Consider the following 22,345-nt stretch of genomic DNA (forward strand, 5'->3'; position numbering starts at 1 on the left):
CCGATAATTTCAGCTTCCTCAGTGCGGATACAATCTCTATTTATGTCGTAATTTAAATTTATCACATGCGTCATCAATGTCAACAATCAAGGCTTTCTAAATCCGTATTTTATTGTGTCTATTGTAGGTTTTTATGCGGAATTTCAGTGTTTTGCCGAAGTATCTCCGAACATTTGAGTATAACCGTTCGTATTTTATGCGTTTTTAAAGTTTTTGCATTATTGCATTATAAAAGGGATTGGCGCTGCCAATCCCTAGTCGATATTAATTAAATGTAGTTTCCGCTATGCCATTATAGTTGATATTATAGCGAATGCTATTGCTGATGCACTAAAGCAGTAGAACATAATCGCGAATGCTAAGGAGCTTTTCTCGCCATAAGACTTGTAGTCAATCGTGTTATATACACCTATAATTACATACGCCACTGCTGTAAAGGCATATTTTATTGATTCATTTTTGAGTGATATGGCACATATAACTGATACGAGAAACAATACACATATACCAAATTTTAACATCATTCTTTTAGACATAATATCACCTTCTTTCATCTAGAAGGAGCATTGATTTATTATCAACACCTAGAACTGATGCACCGAAATTCATAAGCGTTGCACCTGTACCTCTCCACAACTCTCTTGAAAATTTTGCACTTCTTAAAACTCTGACAGTTGATGTTCTATTTCGTTTTGCAATTGCTTGCGCTTTTTTAACGACACCTATTAATCTATTGCCGACGCGCTAAAGCAGTAGAACATAATTGTAAATACCAGCTACATCCAACCATCAGGGAACAATTCCCGCCTGACTTTATATACATTTGATTCGCAAACTTTACCATGCGCTTCAATCGCTTGCGAAATCGCTTTGTTACGCTTCTCGCTGCTAGTATAGAACGCACACTTTTCTAGATTTTCATTTCTTAAGACAGGTAAAATCGTATCTACATCAAGCGTAGTAGGGCAGACAGTCTCAGTAACTGTTTTGATATGAGGAGCTGCCTCTAAGGATGTAAAGTCTAGAAGCCCCTTCATGTTTTCGAAACACAGATTCTCAATATGTGACTTAGACAGATTAGGCAAGTTCTTTACATTTGTTAGTTGCCCTATCTCAGCAGTGCGGAGATTTGGCAATCCTGCCAGTACCGATAAATTTTCAAGTTTCGCAAGTCTGAACAAATACAGCCCTGTAATCATTTCGTTTCCGTATATTCCTGATAAATCTCCAGCATTCCCTCCACTAATAGAAAGCCTCTTTAGTTTTGGCAGGCTATTTATATACGCGTACGACTCCGGTGTAATTCCGTGTAGCTTTAACGCTTGCAGCTGTTTAAGTTCAGATATAACTCCTAGGTTTTTACAGCACTTATGTAGGCTGAGTATCTCTAATTTGATGAAGCGATTAAGGTTCTTTAAGTCAAATGCCTTGCTTGAGATGTTAAGATCCAGAGATTTTAGACCTGAAGGAAGTCTTTTTAGAAAATCCTTGTCAGAAATCTTCGGGGCCTCTATGCACAGGCTACGCAGATTGTTAAGTTCATACAGGACATCCAAATTCAAGATTTCTGTTGATGACTCGACAATTAGATGTCTAACCTCGCTCATACACTCAATAGCCTTGATATCACAGTCATGCGAACAATAGATCCGTAAGGTTGCATCTCTAAATTTAGCAAAATATCTTCTATTAAGTTCCTGCAGAGTAGCTGTGTCGAGTGGCATATAATTCGTCTGAAGGATAGTATCGCTCCTGCTCTCTGACACCAAGGTCTTTATATCTCTATCCGTTAGTGCACCTTCAAAACTTATAAACTTGTCTGCGTATGATACTCCCACGGACTCCTCCATCTCCTACCTCTGCCCAACACGCGGAATCAGAACCCTCGCTTTAAACAGGTCTCCATCGATTCCCAGTCTGACATCTCCGTCCATCATGTGCATCAGGTCTCTGGCGATAGCAAGACCTAGTCCACTGCCCTCAGTATTTCTGGACTTGTCGCCTCGCTTAAATCTCTCCATCAGCTCATCTGGTTCCATATCGAGAGCATCTCTCGACACGTTGCTGATCTCGAGTGCAGCAAATTTGCCCATCTCTCTTACCTTCACATATGCTCTAGTCCCAGGCATGCTATACTTGCTGACATTGGTCAGCAGATTCTCGATTACACGCCATAGCATCTTCCCATCGGCATTTACGTATACGTGTTCATCGTTCTTTTCACAGTGAACCTCTACATCTGCGGCTACGAAGATATCGTTAAGCTCACCGACGACTTGCTGAGCCATACCGTTTAGGTCAATAACTTCAATATTGATAGGCATGGCCCCACTTGATGCCTTAGTCGCTTCAAATAGGTCGCCGCTCAGTTTCTGAAGTCTCTTTGTCTTCTGATCGATAATCTCGAGGTAAGACATCGCATCCGGACTATCGAGCCCTTGTATCTTGAGTAAATCTATGTAAGTAACCATCGATGTAAGTGGCGTCTTTAGATCATGCGATACGTTGGAAATGAGTTCGTTACGTAGCCTCTGGCTTCGCAGTTCATTTTCGAGGGCAATCTCTTCTGCCTTGGCGATTTCATTTATGTCATTTGCAAGACGCTCGAACTCGCCCCTATGTCTAACGACAACTTTCTTATCGAAGTCGCCTTCCTTAATAGCTCTTAGACCTTGTCTTACTCTAGCGTAGTCATGGTAGTACCGCGGAACGAATATGATTATTAGAATCATCGCTACAAAAATCCATCCATGCCAGATATATACAGGTGCAAAAATCGCAATTATGAGGAGATATAGCCTCTTCATCGTGATATCCTTCGACACGAATATATTGTATATACCCATCAGAACTTTTCCGATGATTGAGCGTTCAAAGAAATCATCATTCTTGATGTTTTTTACTAGCGATGTGAGCAGAATCATCGCAAGGAGCAAGCAGATGGTCATCATCGCAAGCGAGCCGAAACCTTGCACCCACTCTGGTTTAAAGGTCGAATACTGTCTACCCAGCAGCATATCACTTTGCTTGGTGAGTTCCTTGACTGAAAATCCTTTCTTTACAATGGTCTTGAGTATGTGGTCAAGCGATTTTCCTGACGAGATATATACGTAGAATATTTCTTCCGAGGCAGCGACACCAACTCCCATTATAAAAATTCCTAGAATTCGTAGCTCCGGGAATATTCGGTCGAGCAGATTTAACTGAACCCTACCTTTTCTGTCATATTTGCCAGCGAAATATATCGCGAATATCACTCCCGCAATCGTAAAAGCACCGAACACTATGAGAAGTATGAAATTCGTCGTCAGTATGCCAACTAGCTTATTCTTGTCAACATATCTGTTGAAGTATTCGCTCGTATACGCCTCATATACGATAATTCTATTTGCTGAGACGATGAGGAACACCATGCTCACAGTCGCCACCAAGGTGGCGAATTTGGATTTAAGTCCACGAAACTCGTCCCTTACGACTTGTTCCCTCATTAGTTATCTCCTTCAAGCTTATATCCTGTGCCCCATACAACTTTGATGTATCTAGGGTCTTTAGGATTTATTTCAATCTTCTCTCTGATGTGTCTGATATGCACAGCAACTGTATTCTCCGGGTTGTAAGCAGGCTCATCCCATACGGATTCATATATCTGCTCCATTGAAAACACTCTGTCAGGACTCTGCGCTAAAAGCTTCAATATGCCAAATTCAGTAGCTGTCAACGTGACACTTCGCCCGTCGACAGTAACTTTTTTGCTATTGTCATCCACGGTGAGTCCGCCCACTCTATAGATACCTTCTTCAGCTGACTCCTTTGCATTCCCGAACTGAGTATACCTGCGAAGCTGCGATTTAACTCTCGCAACAAGCTCCATTGGATTAAAAGGCTTGGTAACGTAATCATCTGCCCCGATATTGAGCCCGATAATCTTGTCATAATCCTCGGACTTTGCAGACAGCATGATAATAGGAATATCCTTTTCATTTCTAATCATCTGCGTCGCCTGAATTCCATCGAGCTTAGGCATCATAACGTCCATGATGGCGAGTTTAACATCCTCGCTTTTCACCACGTTAAGCGCTTCGAATCCGTCGTGGGCTTTCACAACCTCAAAGCCTTCATTATTTAGATATATCTCTATAGCTCTAGCGATTTCTCTATCATCGTCACAAACTAGAATCTTCACGGTATACCCTCCTTAAGTCATGTCTGTAATAGAAGTATATATCATTTGGCATAAGAAATCCGATTGTATTTATTATGATTTCTTTAAAATAAAATGTATTATTTGTACCAAAGGCCCGGCACATTATTAGTGGTGTACCGGACCTTGCTTTTATTATTTAATTTAATGCATATTTATTTAAATCTAGAGTTGCTATAGAGTTTTATATTTTCTAATTTCTTCATTACTAGTATTTCCGCTTCAAAACTCCTTGAGCATACCATCTTCTATTAGGTAATTTCTTTTGGCAATTTTTTTAAAATCAGCGTCGTGGCTCACAACTATAATCGTTTTACCTTTTTCATTAAGTTCAATGAGTTTATTGGTGACAATATTTTTATTTTTTATATCCAAGGAACCTGTAGGTTCATCAGCTAACAATATATCATATGGTTTCACCATATTTCTTGCCATAGCAACTCGTTGCTGTTCCCCTCCTGATAGTTCATATACATATGCATTTATTTTATCTAGCACCCCTAATTCATTCAATGCTGAATTTATTATTTCTTCTTTGTTTCTCTCTTTAACATACCTTGTAGCTAATAACATGTTCTCCTTTACAGTCATCTTATCTACTAGAGCGAAATTCTGAAACAAATAGGCAATCTTCTCTCTTCTTAAAAGTTCTGCATCTTTCTTTTTCCTAGCAGGGTTTAGTTTAGAAAAACATTTATATTCACCACTATTGAAGTCCTCTAGCGCACCAATAATATTGAGTAATGTGGATTTTCCACTTCCACTCAAACCGTAAATGCAGATAAAATCTCCTTTATATATATCTAGGGTAATATTATTTAAAACCTTATGATTATTATATCTCTTTGCTATATTTTTTAATGATATTTGTAGATTAGTCGAATCATTCATTTAATTACCCTCCCTTAGCCTTTTTGTAACCATATTTTCGTTTTTTAAAAGTAGAATCAGTTCAATGCAAGAACATATCAATATGAAGAGTGCTCCAATTACTATATTTACAGCAATTTGTGAATTAACCCATCCATCCCGTGGCTCAAAAATATCTAATGACCCTGTAATTTTAGGATACATAATCAATACACATACTACGATTAAACTTGCGATATTATCCTTGATGATACTTGCCAATCTATTTTTATGTACATCATAAAATCGGTATCCTAAAAGATTTGATACAGCAATTTTTTGTCTGTTTTTATAATAATAAGTATCATTATCTAATTTGAGCGAAATGAATAGGATTATCATTAATAAAATTGAACTTATTAAATATATAATAAACTCTATTTTAAACGAGCTAATCATATCCACAACTTCGTTGTAAACAGACTTTGAATATAATATAAATTGTTCTGCTTGAGTTTTTTTAGCAATGTTTTTTATTTCATCATATGGCTTTTCTGGATGAAGAACATATGGATGAAATTGCCCATTTACTAATACTGGTAACTTCACTCCTTCGTATGGCGACATATCCGATCCTCGAACTGCAACTAGGACGTACCCCTTAACTTTAGCTCTATCAATCCTTTTATTTGTATCATAGGAAAATGTTTCTTGATTAGATTTTATTAAAATATATTTTTCCTTCAAATTCTCTTTTTTTAGGCTTTGAAATCTATGATCTTCTCGGATTTTTGCTTTATCCTTTTTGCTTACTTTTAGGTCATCTGGCACATATATAATCCACTCATTTTCATTTACTGTATTCCTATTTATTTTGTTCCCGCTTATGTCCACTATGTTTGTTGTTCTTAAATAATTATCATTTACATACGCATATTTCCCATAAAAAGCTTGATCTTTCATATATTTATCATCATAGCCAGTGCTTCCATATTCTGGATTAGGTGCAAAGAAAAGTATCCCCCCTTCGTTATCAAGCTGATTCCAAAGCTTATTTAGTTTAGGGGCAACTACATTATTAAACTTGTCATCATCTTCGACATAAGCCCATGACCAAGTACAAGCTGTATTCGTATAATGCTTTGAATCTCTCCAATTTTCAAGACACCCTCTCAGACTTATGTATTGTTTGTAAGACATGACACTTATAGTTGCAAAATATATGGTTATAGCAGTCACAATTATTTTCGTTAGTTTAGAGTTTCTGATAGAGTATTTTCTGTAACCTTTTAACCATTTAATTAAATTTATTGATTTTATCTTTCTATATAACAGAATCCACTCGACAAAAAATAGCACGGCAATTATCTTAATGATAGCCACATATATATCTTTCATAAGAAATACGCATTCAAAATTCATATATGCATTTATTAATAGCAGAATAAATGCTATAGAGCCCACTACTCCTATACAGCTAGGAAGTAATAGGATATCAATTGTTTTTCTTATTGATAACCCAAAGTTGTTGTAACCAAGAAGTCCTTCAACAGCCAATTCTTTCGAAATTAGATTGTTAAATAGGATGCACGAAACAACGAATATGGATATAATGCATCCTACAAGTATCATATATAAAACCACTTGGTTCCATGTGATTCCACTTGTCACAACATAGCTTTTATCAATCACCGCAGTCATTTCTTTTGATTTATTAATTTCTTTAACAAATTCATTTATTTCTTTTTCCGTGCCCCTTACATGATAATCCCCACTAAAACTTACTTCATTCATTTTTTCAAAAGACTTTAACTGAACTTTTTTTCTTGTAAGCAAACTTTTAATTTCTCCTCTAGAGAATTTATTTAGCTTATTCTCCTTTTTATTTATCTTGATATTCCAATAGCTATCCTGAAACCAGTTTGCATCATTTAAATAAATATATAATTTTAAAGTTTGGCGTTCTCTGGTACCATTCATTGGTTTTCGTTCAGATTTTATGAAGTTAATATTATTATTTTGGGCTATCCCTTCAAGTTTTATAATTGAATTTTTATTTGCATGTTCATTTGATGTTATGTTAATAGTAGTGTCAAACTCATGAAGAAAATAATTTAAGAAAACGTCATCTTCTTCATAGAATTTACCAATGCTAATTATCATAATTAGCAAAACCGTTATGGCACCAATAAGCTTCTTCATGTCTTTCCTCCATTTTCTTGTCAATAAAACTAAAAGGATATCCTCTATTAATTTGTAGGATATCCTTTACTTATATTGATTACATTTTCTTTTATTATTTCTTGCTTTTTCTTTGCTTTTTATCGTTTATAGGGTAGTATCACCTTTGCGCAAACTTTCCCCTCACTTTCATTAATTTCAAAACTACCACCAAGATGATTTGCAATATCGTTTACAATAGCAAGTCCAAGCCCTGATCCAGTTTCACCTATTCGTCTCGATAAGTCACCCCTATAAAATTTCGTTTTCACCACGCCCCAGTTTACAATCTCATCTTTTTTAATATTATTAAGTATATTGATATTAAGCATGTCATTTGCTATATCTACAATTACCTCTATATCTGAATCATTGCTAGAATAGTTGATTGCATTTGTTGTTAGATTGTCTAGAATCCTTAAAAGCAACTGTGTATCCATTTGAACATCTATAAAGTCTTTTTCTGCAACTTTTAGCTTTAGTTTATGGTTTTTAGTTATTATTCTTTTTTCATCTTCCCATTGTCTGAAAAATATACCTATATTGAAAGTTGTTAAATTTACAGGTATATCATTTAAGCTGAATTTTAAATACGAAAAGAACTCTTCCGTTAACTGGTTTAGATATTTCACGTTTTCATAAATGATATTAATGAACTTTGATCTGTTCTGTTCTGAGATGTCTTTTTCTTCGTTTAGCAATACAATATACCCCATCATATTTGCAATAGGAGTTTTAATATCATGGGCAAGATATGTTAGAAGATCTGTCTTCTCCTGATATTCTTTTTCATACTTTTCTTCTAATTCCTTATTGTAATTCCTTAGCTCAATAAACACATCTCTTTCTGCGGATAATGATTCGTGAAATTCTAATAATTCATTGCATTCTTGTGTTAAATACATCAATCCAGACTCGATGTATTTATTATATTTGTCAAAACGCTTCTTCTGAATATAGAAAGTTCCACAAATTATTATTAACAACAGCAAGACTATTATTCCGTATCTTCCAAAGCTAAAATATGCGGAATATAAGCCATTAAATTGATTACCTGATATATTTTTATACACAATTGTGTCCAAACCTTCATATATAATCATGCTTATAACAGAGCTTGTAATAATCCATATGATTTGATGAATAATTGTCGCTATAAGATATCCTTTATTTTTAAACATTTATTTTATACCCCACTCCCCACACAGTGGCTATAATTGAATCTGCTCCATATTTTTCAAATTTGCTTCTTATTCGTCTAACATGTACCATGACTGGGTTTACTTCTGACTCTAACACTTGATCACCCCATATCTCATAGTGAATATCATTCATATTATAAATCTTGTCAGGGTCTTCCATAAGAAGCCATAGTATTTCAAATTCCTTTGGTGTTAAATCTATATTATGTTTTTTATAGTATGCTTTATGGGTCTTTTTACTTAACTTTAAGTCACTAATTTCCCTTTCATAATCGTTTTTTTCGCTATCTTTTTTAGAATACTCATAAGTCCTTCTAAATTGTGATTTTATCCGAGCAATCAGTTCATACGGTTCAAAGGGTTTTACTATGTAATCATCTGCGCCAATATTTAAGCCATATATTCGATGGGCAGAATCCTCAAGAGCCGTTACCATTATAATAGGTATGGTGGAATACGCTCTAATTTTAAGACACACCTCTAGACCACTAATGTCTGGTAATAGCAGATCTAATAAAATTAAATCAAACTTATCTTCTAGCATCATGGCTATTGCATCACACCCTGTAGATGCAACTTCTGTTTCCCATTCTTCAGACATTAAATATATCCTTATTAATTCGGCTAGGCTATTATCATCTTCAACGATCAAAATCCTTCTCTTCATAAGTATCTCCATAGTTCTAGTCATGTATACACTAATCATTTCATTAACTATATCTACTAGCCCTAGCTTGATTTTACACTTTTTCATACTAAAAAATCGAGCAAAATAAAAAAATCAGCAATTGTAGATTTTGTAATACATGAAATGCATATGTTACTACTCTATTGCTGATTCTTTGATTTATATTTATTTTTTCTGCTAATTCATCAGATAAATCTTCTCAATAATTAAATCTTACTTATACCCCTCATTATCGCTCTTCTTACTCGTCACATTAAGCGCAACCCATAGCACGAATGCTACCAAGGTGAATACGATTAGCGCATAGAAGTTCGAATCATACTTTCCACCCGCAGCCTCGAGCAGCTTAGCAGAGATATTAGGTCCGATAATAGCTGCTGGGATTAGAGAGAAGTTTGCGATACTGAAGTTAGTCGGAAAATACTTATGTCCGAACGCCTTATTGATGTATGCAGATGTGAGCGTTGGAGTTCCTCCATAAGCTAGACCTACGAAGATAAGCCCAACGACGATTGCGATGAGCGAATGACTCATGCCGCCGATTACAAGCAGGACACCTGCTATAAACATAAATAAGTTATTTACAATAGCAGTCGTCTTTCTGCCAAACTTATCAAAGTTATTACCTGTAACGATTCTTCCTGCTCCGTTAAACAGCGAAACGATCATTCCGAGTACCGCAGATCCACCGTAAGCAAGCGAGATATTAGCTGCGCTGTTGATAACCATCAGACCTGCCGAATTGAGAGCAACAGCCCAGATGAAGAACACCCAGAATCTGCCTGTCTTCATCATCTCTGCAGCTGAATAGTGATGAACCTTGTCATCAGATGCTGCAGCCTTGCTTGCACCTGCTGCAGGCGCTTCTGGAGCCTTAATGATAATAGCTGCAACAACCATTACTATGAAAATTGTGATAGCTAGAATCTTGAATGTTGAGAAAATTCCATACTTCGCAATGAACTTAGTTACAACACTTCCGAGGGCAAGTCCACCTAGACCGAATCCCATGAGCATGATTCCCGAAGCAAGACCAACTTTGTCTGGGAACCACTTAGTGATAGTGGTGATAACGGCATTATATCCAACACCTACGCCGCCGCCACCGAATACGCCGTAGAATATATAAAGCTTCGTGAGACTTCCTGAAGCATCTGCTGGATTCAAAGTCGAAACCATAAAGAATCCGATGAGAAGCAGTGCTCCAGAGATGAGAATTCTGAGCTTTACACCGAAAACCTTGCCGAGATGACCTCCGATGAGTCCGCCCAAGCAGAACATGATCATCGATATAGTGAATGTCATCGACATCTGTGCTACTGTCCATGTCTTGAATACCTCTGCAAAAGGAGTTCTAAACAGTGACCATGCGTAAATAAGTCCGAGGAACAGCGTTGAAATAGTCGCCATTCCGAGGTACAACCATCTTTTGTTGTTATTCATTTCTTAAACCACCTGTCCTTACCTAATTGCGCTGCCATTACCTCCATGTAGCGCTTATATAATTTAACGCTCCATAGCTCTACGCTGAGCGCCAATGCAAAATATAATAACATTTTTTACGTGTATTTTCTAGCAATTATTATCATATCAGCCACATAACTTTTTATTTATGCTTCGAGAACCTTCTTCACCTTCCTGTATGAGAAGTTGGTTGTACTACCGATTTCATCATATATGAATGATTCTAAAGTTGTAATCGTGCATCCGATATCCCTGAGTGTTTTCATCGCCTCCTCGAGGTCATCCTTCTGCTTGGAAGCACAGCAATCCTTGATGACCTGAACGTCATACCCCTTCTCTATAAGGCTCCTAGCGCTCTGCAGTATCCCAATATGTGCCTCTAGGCCAGCGAGCACAATGCGTTTACCTTTATGAGACTGTAGCAAGCTCTCCATGTCTGGGGAAGATGTACAGTCAAAATCAACCTTATCCAGCTTCTCAAAGCTATGTAACTCACTCTTGAGTTCACCTAAAACTGGCTCTGTATCGTGTCCGAACTGCTCTGTTAGGAGCGTTGGAAGTTCTAGTATTCTGAGGCATTTTGCTAGCTTTAATATGTTCCCCATGAACTTCTCGCTCTTACGAACCTTTGACACTGTGTGCCCTTGGACATCCATGATTATGCACATTGTACTATCCGAGCTAAGACCACGGAGCTTTGCGAGCAAGCCGTTATCCACGCGGTTCACCTTATATGGAGTGATGGTCGCATATCCATTTGCCAGGCAGTAGAGGTCGGTATTTGACGGCTGAACGCTGCCGTCCGTCACCTCACCGTTATACTTATATTCTCCTTCTGAAAAAGGTTTATTTTCGCGCTCCTCATCCTCGTCATCCGGATTTTCTTCCATGACCCTCTCAAATTTGTTGTTGAAACCACAGATGCCAGCCTCGGCATACCTCACACCCTTAATCTGCCACTTGGGAAGGTCAGGTGCATTTACATTGAGAATGCTCCCAGGCTGTAGCTTCTTCGCTACTTCGAGCAGCTCTGGTATCATCTCGCAGATGAATTCAAAGTGCGTCGCTTTTCTGTTTGTCACGGACAGTGCAAGCGCTCTATACCCGTTCATAGCGCCTTCGTTTGCAATCGCGAACGTTCCGGAATAGTTTATATCTGCACCAGCATTTCCGCCGTGATTGATTCCGCCTATGACAAAGTCTGGTGGCGTCCCCGCCTCCCTCATCATATCTATACCGAACTTAGCGCAGTCTGCAGGAGTTCCAGATAAGGCGATTGCCTTCTTGGCTCCATCCATCTCTACCTGCTTAGCAGTCACTTTGCCACCAAACGTAATCGCCTGCCCGCTAGCACTCCGCTGCTTGTCAGGAGCCACAACATATACCTCTGCCATGTGCGAAAGAAAACGTACCAATGTGCGGATTCCGTGCGCCTCTATTCCATCATCGTTGCTAACTAATATTCTAAGCATTGATATTCCTCATTCCCTTCTTGATATTACCGACAAACATCTTTATAAGCAGCCGTAGTAGCGGTTCAGACACCCTATAGAAGTAGAAGTACACTACCTGTTCTTCCTCAGTGCAGAGGTCCGTAACAGGGTTCATCATAAGCCCGACATCCTTGCCTACCTTGCATAATTGTTCAACCGGCACAGGAGCTTTGATGCGCAGCATAACCGCCAATCCAGACTTAGAGTCAAGTGCCTCAATCAGTCCTTCTCCATATTCCTTAAACATCTCCATAGTGGTGTGAAGCTTTTCAGAATTTCTTTTTCTGCACTTCTTGATATGCCTGTAGTAATAGCCATTGTCCATGTACAGAGCTAAACAAATCTGCTCCGCCTTGGAACACGTCTGCGAATACTTGCTCTTGATTCTGTCAAATATCTCCATGAGCTCCTTCGGCAGCACCATGTAGCTTATCTTAATCGATGCAAAAAGTGTCGACGAGAACGAGCCGAGATACACGACTCTTCCCGACCTATCGAGGCCTTGTAAGGCTGGTATAGGTTTCCCAAAGTACCTGAGTTCGCTATCGTAATCATCCTCTAGGATATAGCTATCGTTGGCTTCCGCCCATTTAATCAGTTCATATCTACGGCCAATAGGCATAACAGCGCCTGACGGAAACTGATTTGACGGATTCACGTAGACGAGGCTTCGCATGTTGACCGGAAGACGCTCAATCATGATCCCATTATCTTGAACTGGGATATTAGATAGACTGACACCTTCATCCTTGAATATCTCCCTAACGGGTCCATACCCCGGAGACTCCATCGCTGCGTTGCTGATGCCAAGCTCTTTTAAAATACGTATGAGATGTGTTGCGAGCTGCTGTGAGCCAGCGCCTATCACAACCTGATCTGGCGAGCATTTAACCCCTCTGCCAGCATATAGATATTTTGCAATTTCGTAGCGAAGTGCTGCTTCACCCTGTACATCAGCTTCAGACTGCAGCGCGTAGGCATACTCATTGAATACCTTGCTCATGCACTTCTTCCACTTCGAGAACTCGAAACTCTCCTCGTCGTAGATGAGCGAGCGCTCCTTAACAGTCTTGGTGCTCTCTGGGGGGAGAAGCTCGTCCAGTGTGAGTTCTCCGCCTGTACTTCCATTTCCGACCGCACCAGATATATCATCGCTGACATAGTAGCCTGACTTAGGTCTGCTCTCTATGTAACCCTCTACGAGCAGCTGATTGTATGCGGTCTCAACAGTAGTGACACTGATACCATTTTCCTTCGCAAGCTGACGTAGCGAAGGCAGCTTCGTGCCGAGCTCAAACTCGCCGGAAAGAATTTTACCCTTTATGTAATCAAAAATCTGTATATATAGATTTTGTTCATTATTATCGGCAAAATCGAAAATAATGCTTCTCATCGTCTGTTTTCCCCTATCTGTATTCTAAAAATTTGCATAAATTGTATATTTTTATAATTGCACTATGTTGTTATTATAATACTTGTCGAAAGAGTGCACAACGACAATTCGATAATAAAAACAGCATTTCTATAAGGAATTATAGATTGCTATATGGAGGATAAAAAGTATGATTGAAACTAAAAACCAGACAAACGGCACCAGCCGTGCCGACAGAAGCGATAAGACTTTAATTCTAGTAACCACTGCGATGATGACTGCTATGGTTATGATTGCAACTACATTCTTCAAGATTCCTAATGCGATGGGCTACATTCACCTTGGTGACGGATTCGTGCTTCTCGCAGCGATCATCTTGCCTAAGAAGTACGCCTGCTTCGCTGGAGGTGTTGGTGCTGGGCTAGCAGACATCTATGGTGGTTATGCCGTTTGGGCACCTTGGACATTGGTAATCAAAATAATTATGGTGCTGATTGTGCAGCTATTCTTTGACCTACTGAATAAGCGTGCGGCAAACGGAGGTCATGTAGCTAAGGTTGCAGGACTACCTTTTTCAGAGCTATTCGCATACGTACTTGCAGTTCTCTGGACTGTATCTGGTTACTATGCAGCGCAGGGCTTCATATATGGAAACTGGGCTGCCCCACTCGCTGATGTTCCCGGCAATGTCCTACAGGCAACTGTTGGTGCAGTTGTTGCTATCATAGTTTCTGCGGCATTAGGCAAGACGGCACTAGGAAGAGGATTCTATTATAAGAGAACTTCTCTCTAACCAACGAATACTTAGAAGTAAATTACGGAAATTGAGGTTAATAATGGAATATAAGAGAATATTATCTGTACAAGATATATCGTGCGTCGGACAGTGCTCGCTGACCGTCGCACTACCTATACTTTCGGCATGCGGACACGAGACAGCAATTTTACCAGCAGCCGTACTTTCGAATCACACTGGTGGATTTAAAGGTTTTACTTGCCGCGACTTAACTAGCGATATGCCTGATATCATCAAGCAATGGGAGATCGAGGGAATTACATTCGATGGAGCATATACGGGATACCTCGGAAGCAGCGAGCAGATTTCATATGTCAAGGATATATTTGCAAGGCTTGTATCTCCGTCCGGTCTACGGATAGTCGACCCTGCGATGGCCGATGGTGGCAAGCTATATCCAGCATTTGACATGGACTTCGTGGAGGTCATGAAGTCGCTTGTTGCTGTGGCAGACGTAACACTTCCTAATATAACGGAGGCTTCACTTCTAACAGGTAATGAGTACAAGGAGAACTACGACGAAGAGTATGCGGAGATGCTTGTAAGGGGTCTGCACGAGTTGGGTGCCAAGACAGTCATCATGACTGGTGTCAGCTATGATGATGAGAGCACAGGAATCCTCGTATCAGACGAAAACGGCATAAATTATATAAGGCACGAGAAGATGCCTATTTCTTGCCACGGAACGGGTGATGTGTTCGCATCTGCATTTGTAGGTTCTTGCCTTGCAGGCAAAGATAAGGCTGAAGCAGCTAGAATTGCTGGCGATTTCGTCCTCAGCTGTATCAAGAATACGATAGATGACAAGGAGCACTGGTATGGTGTAAAGTTTGAACCATTACTTGGAGATTTAATTTCAGCCATTCGCGGTTAATCCGCTAGGCATGTAGCCATATGTTTTAACGACATGTAGTCGGGAGCGCAAGTTCCCGGCTTATTGTTTTGTTCGTAATTATTTACTGTTTTGTTCCCACCTATTATTACGATTTAATTTATCTAAAAAAATTTAACTATTTACGCGTTTACATCCCTTTTACAAGTCAGTATATGGTAAAATGGCAAAGATAATCGTTAATGAAAATATTTAAGTTAGTCGTTAATAATCATTAATGACAGCGATGCATATTGATGACAATTGTTACCGGAGGTCATAATGAACGATAAAATCGCAGGAAAATTCCGCGGCACAGGGGTAAAGGCCGGTCTTATGTACGGAATGGCTGAGTTCTACGGAGGTGGTGCTTTCGTAATCATCAACACATTCTTTTTAGTCTTCCTTACTAAGGCTCTTGGCATGCCCGCTGCACTCGCTGGCGCTATACCAATGGTCGGAAAAGTATGGGACGCCATTACCGATCCGATGATGGGAAATATCACCGATAGAACATCATCGAGATTTGGACCTAAGAGGCTGTATATATTGATAGGCGGAATCCTATCGGCTATCGCATTTATCTCGCTTTGGACAACGATTCCATCTCGAAGCACTACGGTACAATTTATCTATTATATAGTGATGTACTGCTTATTTTCGACGTGCTTCACAATCATAATGGTCCCTTACAACGGTCTCCTGCCGGACATGGTTGATAGCTATGATATTCGTTCAAAGTTCTCGAGTCTCAGGATGATTTGGTCTACTGTAGGAGCTATCCTCGCTGGGCTCGTTCCAACACTAATGATAAAGGACACTTTGAACACGAGCATGTATCTTAAGGTAGCGATCATTTTCGGCATCCTGTTCGGTTTTGCAGCCGTGGTGACATTTATAGGAACTTGGGAAAAGGTAAAGCCACCAGTTAAGACGAAGCTCCGCGACAGCTTCTCCGAGGCATCGTCAGTATTGAGGAGCCGTTCATTCAAGATTTTCATCGGTATATACCTCTCCGGTCAGTGTGCGATGGACTTCGTATCAGGTATGGCAATTTATTATGTCGACGATGTTTTAGGTGGATATGATAAGGGATACCTGACCATGCTGATGGGTGTACTTCTCTCATCTCAGCTCGTTGGAATGATAATCTTCACACCGATAATGACCAGAACCTCAAAACGCACCACAATCCTCATCGGTGCTCCTATAAGGTTAGCTTCAACCGTTGGACTGCTCGCGTTTTCATACGCAGGTGCCCCAATTGTTCCAGTCCTTCTACTCTCCGCAGGAGTGGGAATTGGAAACGCAGCAACTTTGACGAGCATATTTGCAATTCTGGCCGATATGGCGGATATAGACGAACTTATTACTTCCACAAGGCGTCCAGGCATCGTATCTGGAATGGCGACATTTGCGAGAAAAATCTCGGCGGGTCTATCAGTGTGGTTCATCGGGCTCCTACTGTCGCTAGTAGGTTACGATACTAAACTCGCGCATTCAGGAGTCAGTCAAGCTTTAACAACGCAGCGCGGAATCGCTATGATTTTTATTGTAATACCAGCTATTCTCGTAGTATTACTGCTGATATTCGGATACATCTTCCCTATAACGAATAAGGAGTTCGATATCGTAAAGAAGGAAATAGGTAGAAGGCGCGGCACCGATAACAGCACCATAACTGACGACGAGAAGCGAATCCTCGAACGTGTAACGGGTTTCAAATACGAGGATTTGTGGAATGTTTCTAACGAACACAAGGTTAAGTAATAAAGGGTAGAGTCGTGCGATACAAGCTGCAGTTTGCATCGTATGACTTAACGAAAGCACAAGGTGAACACAGATGACTAATGATTACACTAATAACGGCAAGCGAATTACTACATTAAAGAATCGACCACTCATATGGGCGCATCGTGGCGCAAGCGGATATTGCCCTGAGAACACTCTCGCAGCATTTCAGAAGGCAGTCGAACTCTGTGCAGACGGCATCGAGTTAGATGTGCAGATGACCAGAGATGGCGAACTCGTCGTTTGTCATGACGAGACAATAGATAGAACCTCTAATGGCAGCGGATGGATTAAAGACAAAACGCTCGCGGAATTGAAAGCTCTTGATTTCTCCTCTGGCAAAAAAAATTTCTCAGGAGCCACTATCCCGACTATGCACGAGGTGTTTGAACTGCTGAGCGATACCGACATACTGATCAATATAGAGCTTAAGACAGGCATTGTTTTTTACCCAGGCATGGCAGAAAAACTTTTAAAATTGACCAGCGAATGCGGATTCTCAGATAGGGTCATCTATTCGTCATTTAACCACTACACGATAAAGCATATGCGAGAAATATCTCCTGAGGCGAAGTTAGGATTCCTCTATGCTGACGGAACAATCGATATGCCAGCATATGCGCAAAAATACGGAGTTCAAGCTCTACACCCAGCTCTCTACAACATACAGTTTCCTGGATTTATAGAAGAGTGCCATAAGGAAGGTATTGCCGTCAACGTGTGGACGGTTGATTCCGATGAGTATATCGAGATGTCATATAGAGCTGGCGTTGACGCCATTATTACCAACTACCCTGATAAAGCATTTGAAGTAATCGAGAGGCTGATATGAAGGTTCATACGCAGGCAAGAGTAACACGGGTAAACGCATCTGAAGCTCATAATTTAAGTGATGCGAACCTTCCATCAGACATTAATATCGTGAGAGAAAGCGAATACGGCGAGCACATGGCCTATACCAATAAACAGTGGAGAGAAAGCCATGTAACCGAAGGTCAGTTTACCTCATATGATGGTCTATCTATACGGTACTACCATGCACCGCAGGAGGATTCTCCGAAGGGCTGCATCGTCATGCTCCATGGTTACTGTGGCTTCTGGGGGAAATTTCACGAGATGGCGGAATATTACTGGCTTGCTGGCTACGAAGTTTTCTTCATGGAGCACCGTGGCCACGGCTATTCGGGTAGGCAGATAGATGAGGCTGATATCGTCCATGTAAATAGCTACAATGACTACACCCAGGACATACATCAGTTTATGACTGAAGTTGTTAAGCTACGCATTGGAAATCTCACATGCATAATGTTCGCACACTCCATGGGCGGTGCAATCGGCGCTCTATACCTAGAGCAGCATCCAGGAGTATTCGACGCTGCAATTCTAAGCTCTCCAATGTTCGAGATAAAAACTGATGGCACGCCTAAGTTTTTAATCAGCCTCATGCTAGCTAAAATCAAGCTTCTACGTCAGGAAAAGCTACCGTTTCCCGGTGGCAAACGCTGGGATGGCATCCCTACTTACGAGAAGAGCAGTGCAATGTCAGAGGCGAGGTACACTTATATATTTAATCAGCGCCTTGAAGATAGCCACTATCATACAAATATGATGTCTAACGGCTGGGGCTACGCGAGTTTCCGTACGACTCCTAAAATTCTAAGGGACGCTGGCAAGATAGATATCCCTGTTTTGCTCCTTACATCTGGAAATGATGCGCTTGTGGATTCAAAAGGTCACTATAAATTCGCATATAGTACGCCGAACACCGAGTTCGTCATATACGAAGGTGCTAAGCACGAGCTATATAATGGAACCGATGAGATACTCGAGGACTACTACAGGAGGATATTTGGGTTTCTCGGCAAAGTATGCGGACAAAATCTATAAAAAACAAGCATCTATACGTTCTTATTACTGTATCGCATCCGAGAATTTCATAAGAAAAAACACCACCCCAGCACTCTGGAGTGGCGTTTACATGCTCATGTTGATTATATTTAAAATGATGTTATCACCGCTCCTAGACCGAAGATAATCCCCGGTATATTTGCAACAATGATAGGGTAGTCTCTCTTTTGTTTACAGAGACCGTATGTAACCCACAGCGTGCAGTTTATGGTTGCAGCTAGTGGCTGGATGAAGCTGCCTTTGTTTCCGTTTAGATTGCTCATTATCTGAGCTATGTATGCTACGTACATTAGAATGGACATGCATGTTCCTGCCCATCCCAACATATTTGCTTTCTTCTCACTCATATTATTACCCCTTTGCTTTTTTGAAAAATTATCGTTTTTACGAACTTGCGTATTATATACAAATGAGAAAAGTCATTCAATACTGTAATTTAATTAATGCAACATGAAAATGCACTTTATACCGAACAAGTCTCTATCGCTTTCTCCTCCTGAGTTCTGTTATAAGGCTAAGATCTGAATCGAAGACAGGTCTCTTACTCACGCCGAGTTCACCGATTTCTACATTTTTATTCTTGCCGTGAAAATCACTTCCTCCACTCACGATAAGCCCCCGACTCTCCGCAATCTCAAGCAGCATCGCAATTTCACGGTCGTCGTATCTAGAATAAAAACACTCCAGTCCTTCAATTCCTATGCCTTGCAGGACATCTAGCTTCCCCTCAAGTTCCTCTCTATTCATATGGATTTCATTCTCCCCACCGAGAGGGTGAGCCCAGATAGCAACTCCACCAGATGACTTAATCGCCCTAATAGCTAGCTCTGCAGAAATCCTGCTTTCCACTCCAAACTCAAGATATCTGTTTATAATCTCAGTTCTGGTGCCTGGGATTCCTCTCCTCATGAGGATATTAGCTATATGGGGCTTCCCAGCTGAAGGAATCGCCTCTAGCTCTGCAATTTCTCCTCCAGTTAGCTCTATGCCATCCACTTCCCTAAGGTGTTCAATTCTAGTCGTGAGCTTATCTTCTCTCTTCGCCTCTGCAGCGGCGAGTGCTTTCATAAAATCGGGGTGATTATCGTCATACGAGTAGCCGAGTATGTGACACTTAATGTCGCCGGCTTTGCAGGAGAATTCAATTCCTTTGAAAAATTCCATTCCCTCCGGTATATCATCTTCGACTTCGTGCACACCGGCAGTCGTATCATGATCAGTCAGCGAAAATACTTTGACGCCCGATGATTTTACCCTCTGTACAACCTCCGAGGGACTAAACGAACCATCTGATGATGTGGTATGGAGGTGCATATCGACCAGAATTCTATTCTTATTCATACTATACACCTCCTGCTTACTTAATATTTGCAATCTGCATATTGCGCGCTAGCTGCTACGCTTGATATTATGATCATCTGACAGCCGTGCGTTAATTCGCTATTCGGCTGTGAACTTCATGCCCTTAGTCTTGGCAACTTCCTTGCCCTGTGCGCTAAAGACAGCCTCAACACCTTTCTGCTTCTTGATAAACGCCTTTCCGCCATCTACACCTTTCATCAGGCAGATTGTGCTCATGGCATCTATATCCATCGAGCGACCTTTCTTAGCCACCAAGCTGACAGCCTCAAGCTGTGTCTCGACAGGATATCCCGTCTTGCTGCTTAGCACATGGTGGTAAATCTTACCATCCTTTTGGAACTGCCTCTCGTATATTCCTGAAGTTACAACGGTCTGGTTATCCGCTGTCGTGGTTCCTATTATTTCGGTCCTGTCAGTATATGGCTTCTCTATTCCGATGATAAATGGACTGCCATCCGGTTTGCCACCTATCGTGGAAATGTTACCTCCAAGGTTAATTACAGCAGATGTTACGCCTTCTTTCTCGAGCAGTGTCGTAAGTTCGTCTGCAACATACCCCTTGGCAATTCCTCCTAGATCGAGCTTAGCCTCAGGATCTATGATTCTTATCTTGTTTCCGTCGAACTGAATATTCTTATAGTTTACATGCTTCAGCGCTTCAGTAATCTTAGACTGCTCTGGAACTACTGGATTCTCAGACTGAAAGTCCCATAGCCCTGAAACCGATCCGATAGTTATATCGAAATCACCATCCGATAGTTCTCCATACTTCACACCAGCCTTAACGACTTTGAGTGTGTCTTTTCCTACAGTTACCCATTTGCCGCCAGCACTATTAATCTGACTGACTTCACTTGACTCGATTGTGTTGCTTAAAGTATTCTCGAGCTCGCGGCATCTTTTATAAGCCTTGTTGATTGCAGCCTCTGCCTTCTCCTTGTCCAGATCTCCATCCATGTCGTATATCGAAATCTTGCACACTGTATCAAGATAGAAGCCCTCCTTTGATACTGGCTCAACATCCTTGGTGTTCTTGCAGGCTGTCTGTGTTATAATAACCGTTGCGATTATTACGAATATTAACGAAAGTTTTATGGTTTGTTTGCTAAGTTTAATCAATTTATTACCTCACATTTAAGGGGTTACAGGGAATAACGAACAATGTTAAAAGGATTTATAAAAAAAGCTGATATCATCCTCTTTATAATCCTCATTTCACTCGGTATCGCCTCCTCGGTATGGCTCAGCACGACGAGTCATTCAGGAGACAAAGTCACCGTGACAGTAGATGGCAAGAAGTACGGAGTGTACAGCTTGTCCGAGGATAAAACTATCGCTGTAAAGCGCGGGAATAAGCTAAATGTAATCAGAATTAAGCACGGCTACGTGACCATGTCCGAAGCATCATGCGAAAATCAGGTGTGCGTAAAGCACAAAGCTATAAGCAAGACCGGGGAAAGCATAATCTGCCTTCCTAACAAAGTGGTCGTTTCGATAAGCGGAAAGGAGGCAAACAAGTATGACTCAGTCTCGAGTTAAACACTCAACCGAGCCTTCACGGAGGACTCCTCACGGCCGCAGCAGTAACGTCGCAACCGTTGCGCTTCTAGCTTCACTGGCGCTAATTTTATCGTACGTCGAAGCTATTATACCATATACTCCAGGCATTCCGGGGATCAAATTAGGGATAGCTAACTTAGTGGCTGTCGTTGCGCTGTATAAGCTCTCTGCCAAATACGCAGTTATGTTAAATGTCATTAGAATAGTAGTAGCAGGATTACTTTTTACCGGTGTGTTCGGCATGCTCTACTCTCTCGCAGGTGCTACGATCAGCTTGATAGGAATGATTTTGCTAAAGAAGACCAATCTCTTCAGCATTACCGGTGTCAGTATGGCAGGTGGTTTCCTGCATAATATGGGGCAGCTCACCATTGCGGCATTACTCATCAATGACATCAGAATCTTCTACTACCTACCGGTGCTGATGATTTCTGGAACGATAGCCGGAGTTGCCATCGGCGTAGCTGCAGAATTGGTGATTAGAAGAGCTAAGTTTATAAGGTAGGCTTCTAATAGATCCGATATAAATATCGAGTATCAGTTCAAGAACGCCGCTCTCGGAACAACT

The 22,345-nt window shown here is 40.7% G+C and carries 21 protein-coding genes; 7 read left to right on the forward strand and 14 right to left on the reverse strand.

All coding sequences use genetic code 11. The features are described 5' to 3' along the window. Positions 1-284: 284 nt before the first annotated feature. The 11 genes from Q7O90_RS03690 to pdxR form a co-directional block, all read right to left on the reverse strand. Complete coding sequence (locus Q7O90_RS03690) at positions 285-536, reverse strand: hypothetical protein (protein WP_304127644.1); 252 nt, start codon at positions 534-536, stop codon at positions 285-287. A 240-nt stretch (positions 537-776) separates the two neighbouring features. Further along, a complete protein-coding gene (locus tag Q7O90_RS03695) occupies positions 777-1,838 on the reverse strand; it encodes a hypothetical protein (protein WP_304127645.1) in 1,062 nt (353 codons plus the stop codon). A gap of 15 nt (positions 1,839-1,853) precedes the next feature. Next, positions 1,854-3,488 (reverse strand): HAMP domain-containing sensor histidine kinase, encoded by a 1,635-nt coding sequence (locus Q7O90_RS03700; RefSeq protein WP_304127647.1) that lies wholly within the window; start codon positions 3,486-3,488, stop codon positions 1,854-1,856. Then, the gene (locus tag Q7O90_RS03705) at positions 3,488-4,183 is read right to left on the reverse strand and encodes a response regulator transcription factor (RefSeq protein WP_106057552.1); all 696 of its coding nucleotides are present in this window, start codon (positions 4,181-4,183) and stop codon (positions 3,488-3,490) included. The genes Q7O90_RS03700 and Q7O90_RS03705 overlap by 1 nt, the downstream gene beginning before the upstream one ends. 240 nt (positions 4,184-4,423) lie before the next feature. Next, positions 4,424-5,092 carry an ABC transporter ATP-binding protein gene (locus Q7O90_RS03710; protein ID WP_304127650.1) on the reverse strand — a complete coding sequence of 223 codons (669 nt, stop codon included), beginning with the start codon at positions 5,090-5,092 and terminating at the stop codon, positions 4,424-4,426. Then, positions 5,093-7,252, reverse strand: a complete 2,160-nt coding sequence (locus Q7O90_RS03715) for a hypothetical protein (RefSeq protein ID WP_304127652.1) — start codon at positions 7,250-7,252, stop codon at positions 5,093-5,095. 119 nt (positions 7,253-7,371) lie between these two features. Next, positions 7,372-8,451, reverse strand: a complete 1,080-nt coding sequence (locus Q7O90_RS03720; protein WP_304127654.1) for a sensor histidine kinase — start codon at positions 8,449-8,451, stop codon at positions 7,372-7,374. Beyond that, the gene (locus Q7O90_RS03725; RefSeq protein ID WP_304127657.1) at positions 8,444-9,139 is read right to left on the reverse strand and encodes a response regulator; all 696 of its coding nucleotides are present in this window, start codon (positions 9,137-9,139) and stop codon (positions 8,444-8,446) included. The genes Q7O90_RS03720 and Q7O90_RS03725 overlap by 8 nt, the downstream gene beginning before the upstream one ends. 234 nt (positions 9,140-9,373) lie before the next feature. Further along, a complete protein-coding gene (locus tag Q7O90_RS03730; RefSeq protein WP_304127658.1) occupies positions 9,374-10,603 on the reverse strand; it encodes an MFS transporter in 1,230 nt (409 codons plus the stop codon). Between the two features lie 167 nt (positions 10,604-10,770). Then, on the reverse strand, positions 10,771-12,096 hold the full coding sequence (surE, locus tag Q7O90_RS03735) for a 5'/3'-nucleotidase SurE (protein ID WP_304127659.1): 1,326 nt from the start codon (positions 12,094-12,096) through the stop codon (positions 10,771-10,773). Then, the gene (gene pdxR / locus Q7O90_RS03740; RefSeq protein WP_304127662.1) at positions 12,089-13,510 is read right to left on the reverse strand and encodes a MocR-like pyridoxine biosynthesis transcription factor PdxR; all 1,422 of its coding nucleotides are present in this window, start codon (positions 13,508-13,510) and stop codon (positions 12,089-12,091) included. The genes surE and pdxR overlap by 8 nt, the downstream gene beginning before the upstream one ends. A gap of 169 nt (positions 13,511-13,679) precedes the next feature. On the opposite strand from pdxR, the gene Q7O90_RS03745 reads away from it, so the two are divergent. The 5 genes from Q7O90_RS03745 (at position 13,680) to Q7O90_RS03765 (ending at position 18,834) form a co-directional block, all read left to right on the forward strand. Beyond that, positions 13,680-14,282: an ECF transporter S component gene (locus Q7O90_RS03745; protein WP_304127688.1), complete on the forward strand. Its 603-nt coding sequence runs from the start codon at positions 13,680-13,682 to the stop codon at positions 14,280-14,282. 43 nt (positions 14,283-14,325) lie between these two features. After that, the gene (locus tag Q7O90_RS03750) at positions 14,326-15,159 is read left to right on the forward strand and encodes a pyridoxamine kinase (protein WP_304127691.1); all 834 of its coding nucleotides are present in this window, start codon (positions 14,326-14,328) and stop codon (positions 15,157-15,159) included. 279 nt (positions 15,160-15,438) lie between these two features. Further along, entirely contained in the window at positions 15,439-16,926 is a 1,488-nt protein-coding gene (locus Q7O90_RS03755; RefSeq protein ID WP_304127692.1) for an MFS transporter, read from the forward strand. A gap of 73 nt (positions 16,927-16,999) precedes the next feature. Then, positions 17,000-17,779: a glycerophosphodiester phosphodiesterase gene (locus Q7O90_RS03760; protein WP_304127693.1), complete on the forward strand. Its 780-nt coding sequence runs from the start codon at positions 17,000-17,002 to the stop codon at positions 17,777-17,779. After that, complete coding sequence (locus tag Q7O90_RS03765; RefSeq protein ID WP_304127694.1) at positions 17,776-18,834, forward strand: alpha/beta fold hydrolase; 1,059 nt, start codon at positions 17,776-17,778, stop codon at positions 18,832-18,834. Before Q7O90_RS03760 ends, Q7O90_RS03765 begins: the two co-directional genes overlap by 4 nt. A gap of 110 nt (positions 18,835-18,944) precedes the next feature. On the opposite strand, the gene Q7O90_RS03770 is transcribed toward Q7O90_RS03765, so the two are convergent. The 3 genes from Q7O90_RS03770 to Q7O90_RS03780 all read right to left on the reverse strand — a co-directional run bounded on the left by Q7O90_RS03770 (position 18,945) and on the right by Q7O90_RS03780 (position 21,336). Further along, a complete protein-coding gene (locus tag Q7O90_RS03770) occupies positions 18,945-19,202 on the reverse strand; it encodes a SemiSWEET family transporter (RefSeq protein WP_304127696.1) in 258 nt (85 codons plus the stop codon). 133 nt (positions 19,203-19,335) lie between these two features. Further along, positions 19,336-20,196: a PHP domain-containing protein gene (locus tag Q7O90_RS03775; protein ID WP_304127698.1), complete on the reverse strand. Its 861-nt coding sequence runs from the start codon at positions 20,194-20,196 to the stop codon at positions 19,336-19,338. A 99-nt stretch (positions 20,197-20,295) separates the two neighbouring features. Then, the gene (locus tag Q7O90_RS03780; RefSeq protein ID WP_304127700.1) at positions 20,296-21,336 is read right to left on the reverse strand and encodes an FAD:protein FMN transferase; all 1,041 of its coding nucleotides are present in this window, start codon (positions 21,334-21,336) and stop codon (positions 20,296-20,298) included. A 42-nt stretch (positions 21,337-21,378) separates the two neighbouring features. On the opposite strand from Q7O90_RS03780, the gene Q7O90_RS03785 reads away from it, so the two are divergent. Both Q7O90_RS03785 and Q7O90_RS03790 read left to right on the forward strand, forming a co-directional pair. Beyond that, a complete protein-coding gene (locus tag Q7O90_RS03785) occupies positions 21,379-21,756 on the forward strand; it encodes a NusG domain II-containing protein (protein ID WP_304127702.1) in 378 nt (125 codons plus the stop codon). Beyond that, positions 21,737-22,282 carry a Gx transporter family protein gene (locus Q7O90_RS03790; RefSeq protein WP_304127704.1) on the forward strand — a complete coding sequence of 182 codons (546 nt, stop codon included), beginning with the start codon at positions 21,737-21,739 and terminating at the stop codon, positions 22,280-22,282. The genes Q7O90_RS03785 and Q7O90_RS03790 overlap by 20 nt, the downstream gene beginning before the upstream one ends. Positions 22,283-22,345 lie beyond the last annotated feature (63 nt).

This window comes from Mogibacterium diversum (assembly GCF_938028775.1).
GTDB classification, from domain to species: Bacteria; Bacillota; Clostridia; order Peptostreptococcales; family Anaerovoracaceae; genus Mogibacterium; species Mogibacterium diversum_A.

What these genes read in the sequence shown, in the direction of transcription:
- Q7O90_RS03785 (WP_304127702.1), top strand. Translation starts at nt 21,379, where the DNA reads ATGTTAAAAGGATTTATAAAAAAAGCTGATATCATCCTCTTTATAATC.
- Q7O90_RS03745 (WP_304127688.1), top strand. Translation starts at nt 13,680, where the DNA reads ATGATTGAAACTAAAAACCAGACAAACGGCACCAGCCGTGCCGACAGA.
- Q7O90_RS03710 (WP_304127650.1), bottom strand. Translation starts at nt 5,092, where the DNA reads ATGAATGATTCGACTAATCTACAAATATCATTAAAAAATATAGCAAAG.
- Q7O90_RS03725 (WP_304127657.1), bottom strand. Translation starts at nt 9,139, where the DNA reads ATGAAGAGAAGGATTTTGATCGTTGAAGATGATAATAGCCTAGCCGAA.
- Q7O90_RS03690 (WP_304127644.1), bottom strand. Translation starts at nt 536, where the DNA reads ATGTCTAAAAGAATGATGTTAAAATTTGGTATATGTGTATTGTTTCTC.
- Q7O90_RS03700 (WP_304127647.1), bottom strand. Translation starts at nt 3,488, where the DNA reads ATGAGGGAACAAGTCGTAAGGGACGAGTTTCGTGGACTTAAATCCAAA.
- Q7O90_RS03720 (WP_304127654.1), bottom strand. Translation starts at nt 8,451, where the DNA reads ATGTTTAAAAATAAAGGATATCTTATAGCGACAATTATTCATCAAATC.
- Q7O90_RS03770 (WP_304127696.1), bottom strand. Translation starts at nt 19,202, where the DNA reads ATGAGTGAGAAGAAAGCAAATATGTTGGGATGGGCAGGAACATGCATG.
- surE (WP_304127659.1), bottom strand. Translation starts at nt 12,096, where the DNA reads ATGCTTAGAATATTAGTTAGCAACGATGATGGAATAGAGGCGCACGGA.
- Q7O90_RS03730 (WP_304127658.1), bottom strand. Translation starts at nt 10,603, where the DNA reads ATGAATAACAACAAAAGATGGTTGTACCTCGGAATGGCGACTATTTCA.
- Q7O90_RS03715 (WP_304127652.1), bottom strand. Translation starts at nt 7,252, where the DNA reads ATGAAGAAGCTTATTGGTGCCATAACGGTTTTGCTAATTATGATAATT.
- Q7O90_RS03790 (WP_304127704.1), top strand. Translation starts at nt 21,737, where the DNA reads ATGACTCAGTCTCGAGTTAAACACTCAACCGAGCCTTCACGGAGGACT.
- Q7O90_RS03750 (WP_304127691.1), top strand. Translation starts at nt 14,326, where the DNA reads ATGGAATATAAGAGAATATTATCTGTACAAGATATATCGTGCGTCGGA.
- pdxR (WP_304127662.1), bottom strand. Translation starts at nt 13,510, where the DNA reads ATGAGAAGCATTATTTTCGATTTTGCCGATAATAATGAACAAAATCTA.
- Q7O90_RS03760 (WP_304127693.1), top strand. Translation starts at nt 17,000, where the DNA reads ATGACTAATGATTACACTAATAACGGCAAGCGAATTACTACATTAAAG.
- Q7O90_RS03765 (WP_304127694.1), top strand. Translation starts at nt 17,776, where the DNA reads ATGAAGGTTCATACGCAGGCAAGAGTAACACGGGTAAACGCATCTGAA.
- Q7O90_RS03755 (WP_304127692.1), top strand. Translation starts at nt 15,439, where the DNA reads ATGAACGATAAAATCGCAGGAAAATTCCGCGGCACAGGGGTAAAGGCC.
- Q7O90_RS03775 (WP_304127698.1), bottom strand. Translation starts at nt 20,196, where the DNA reads ATGAATAAGAATAGAATTCTGGTCGATATGCACCTCCATACCACATCA.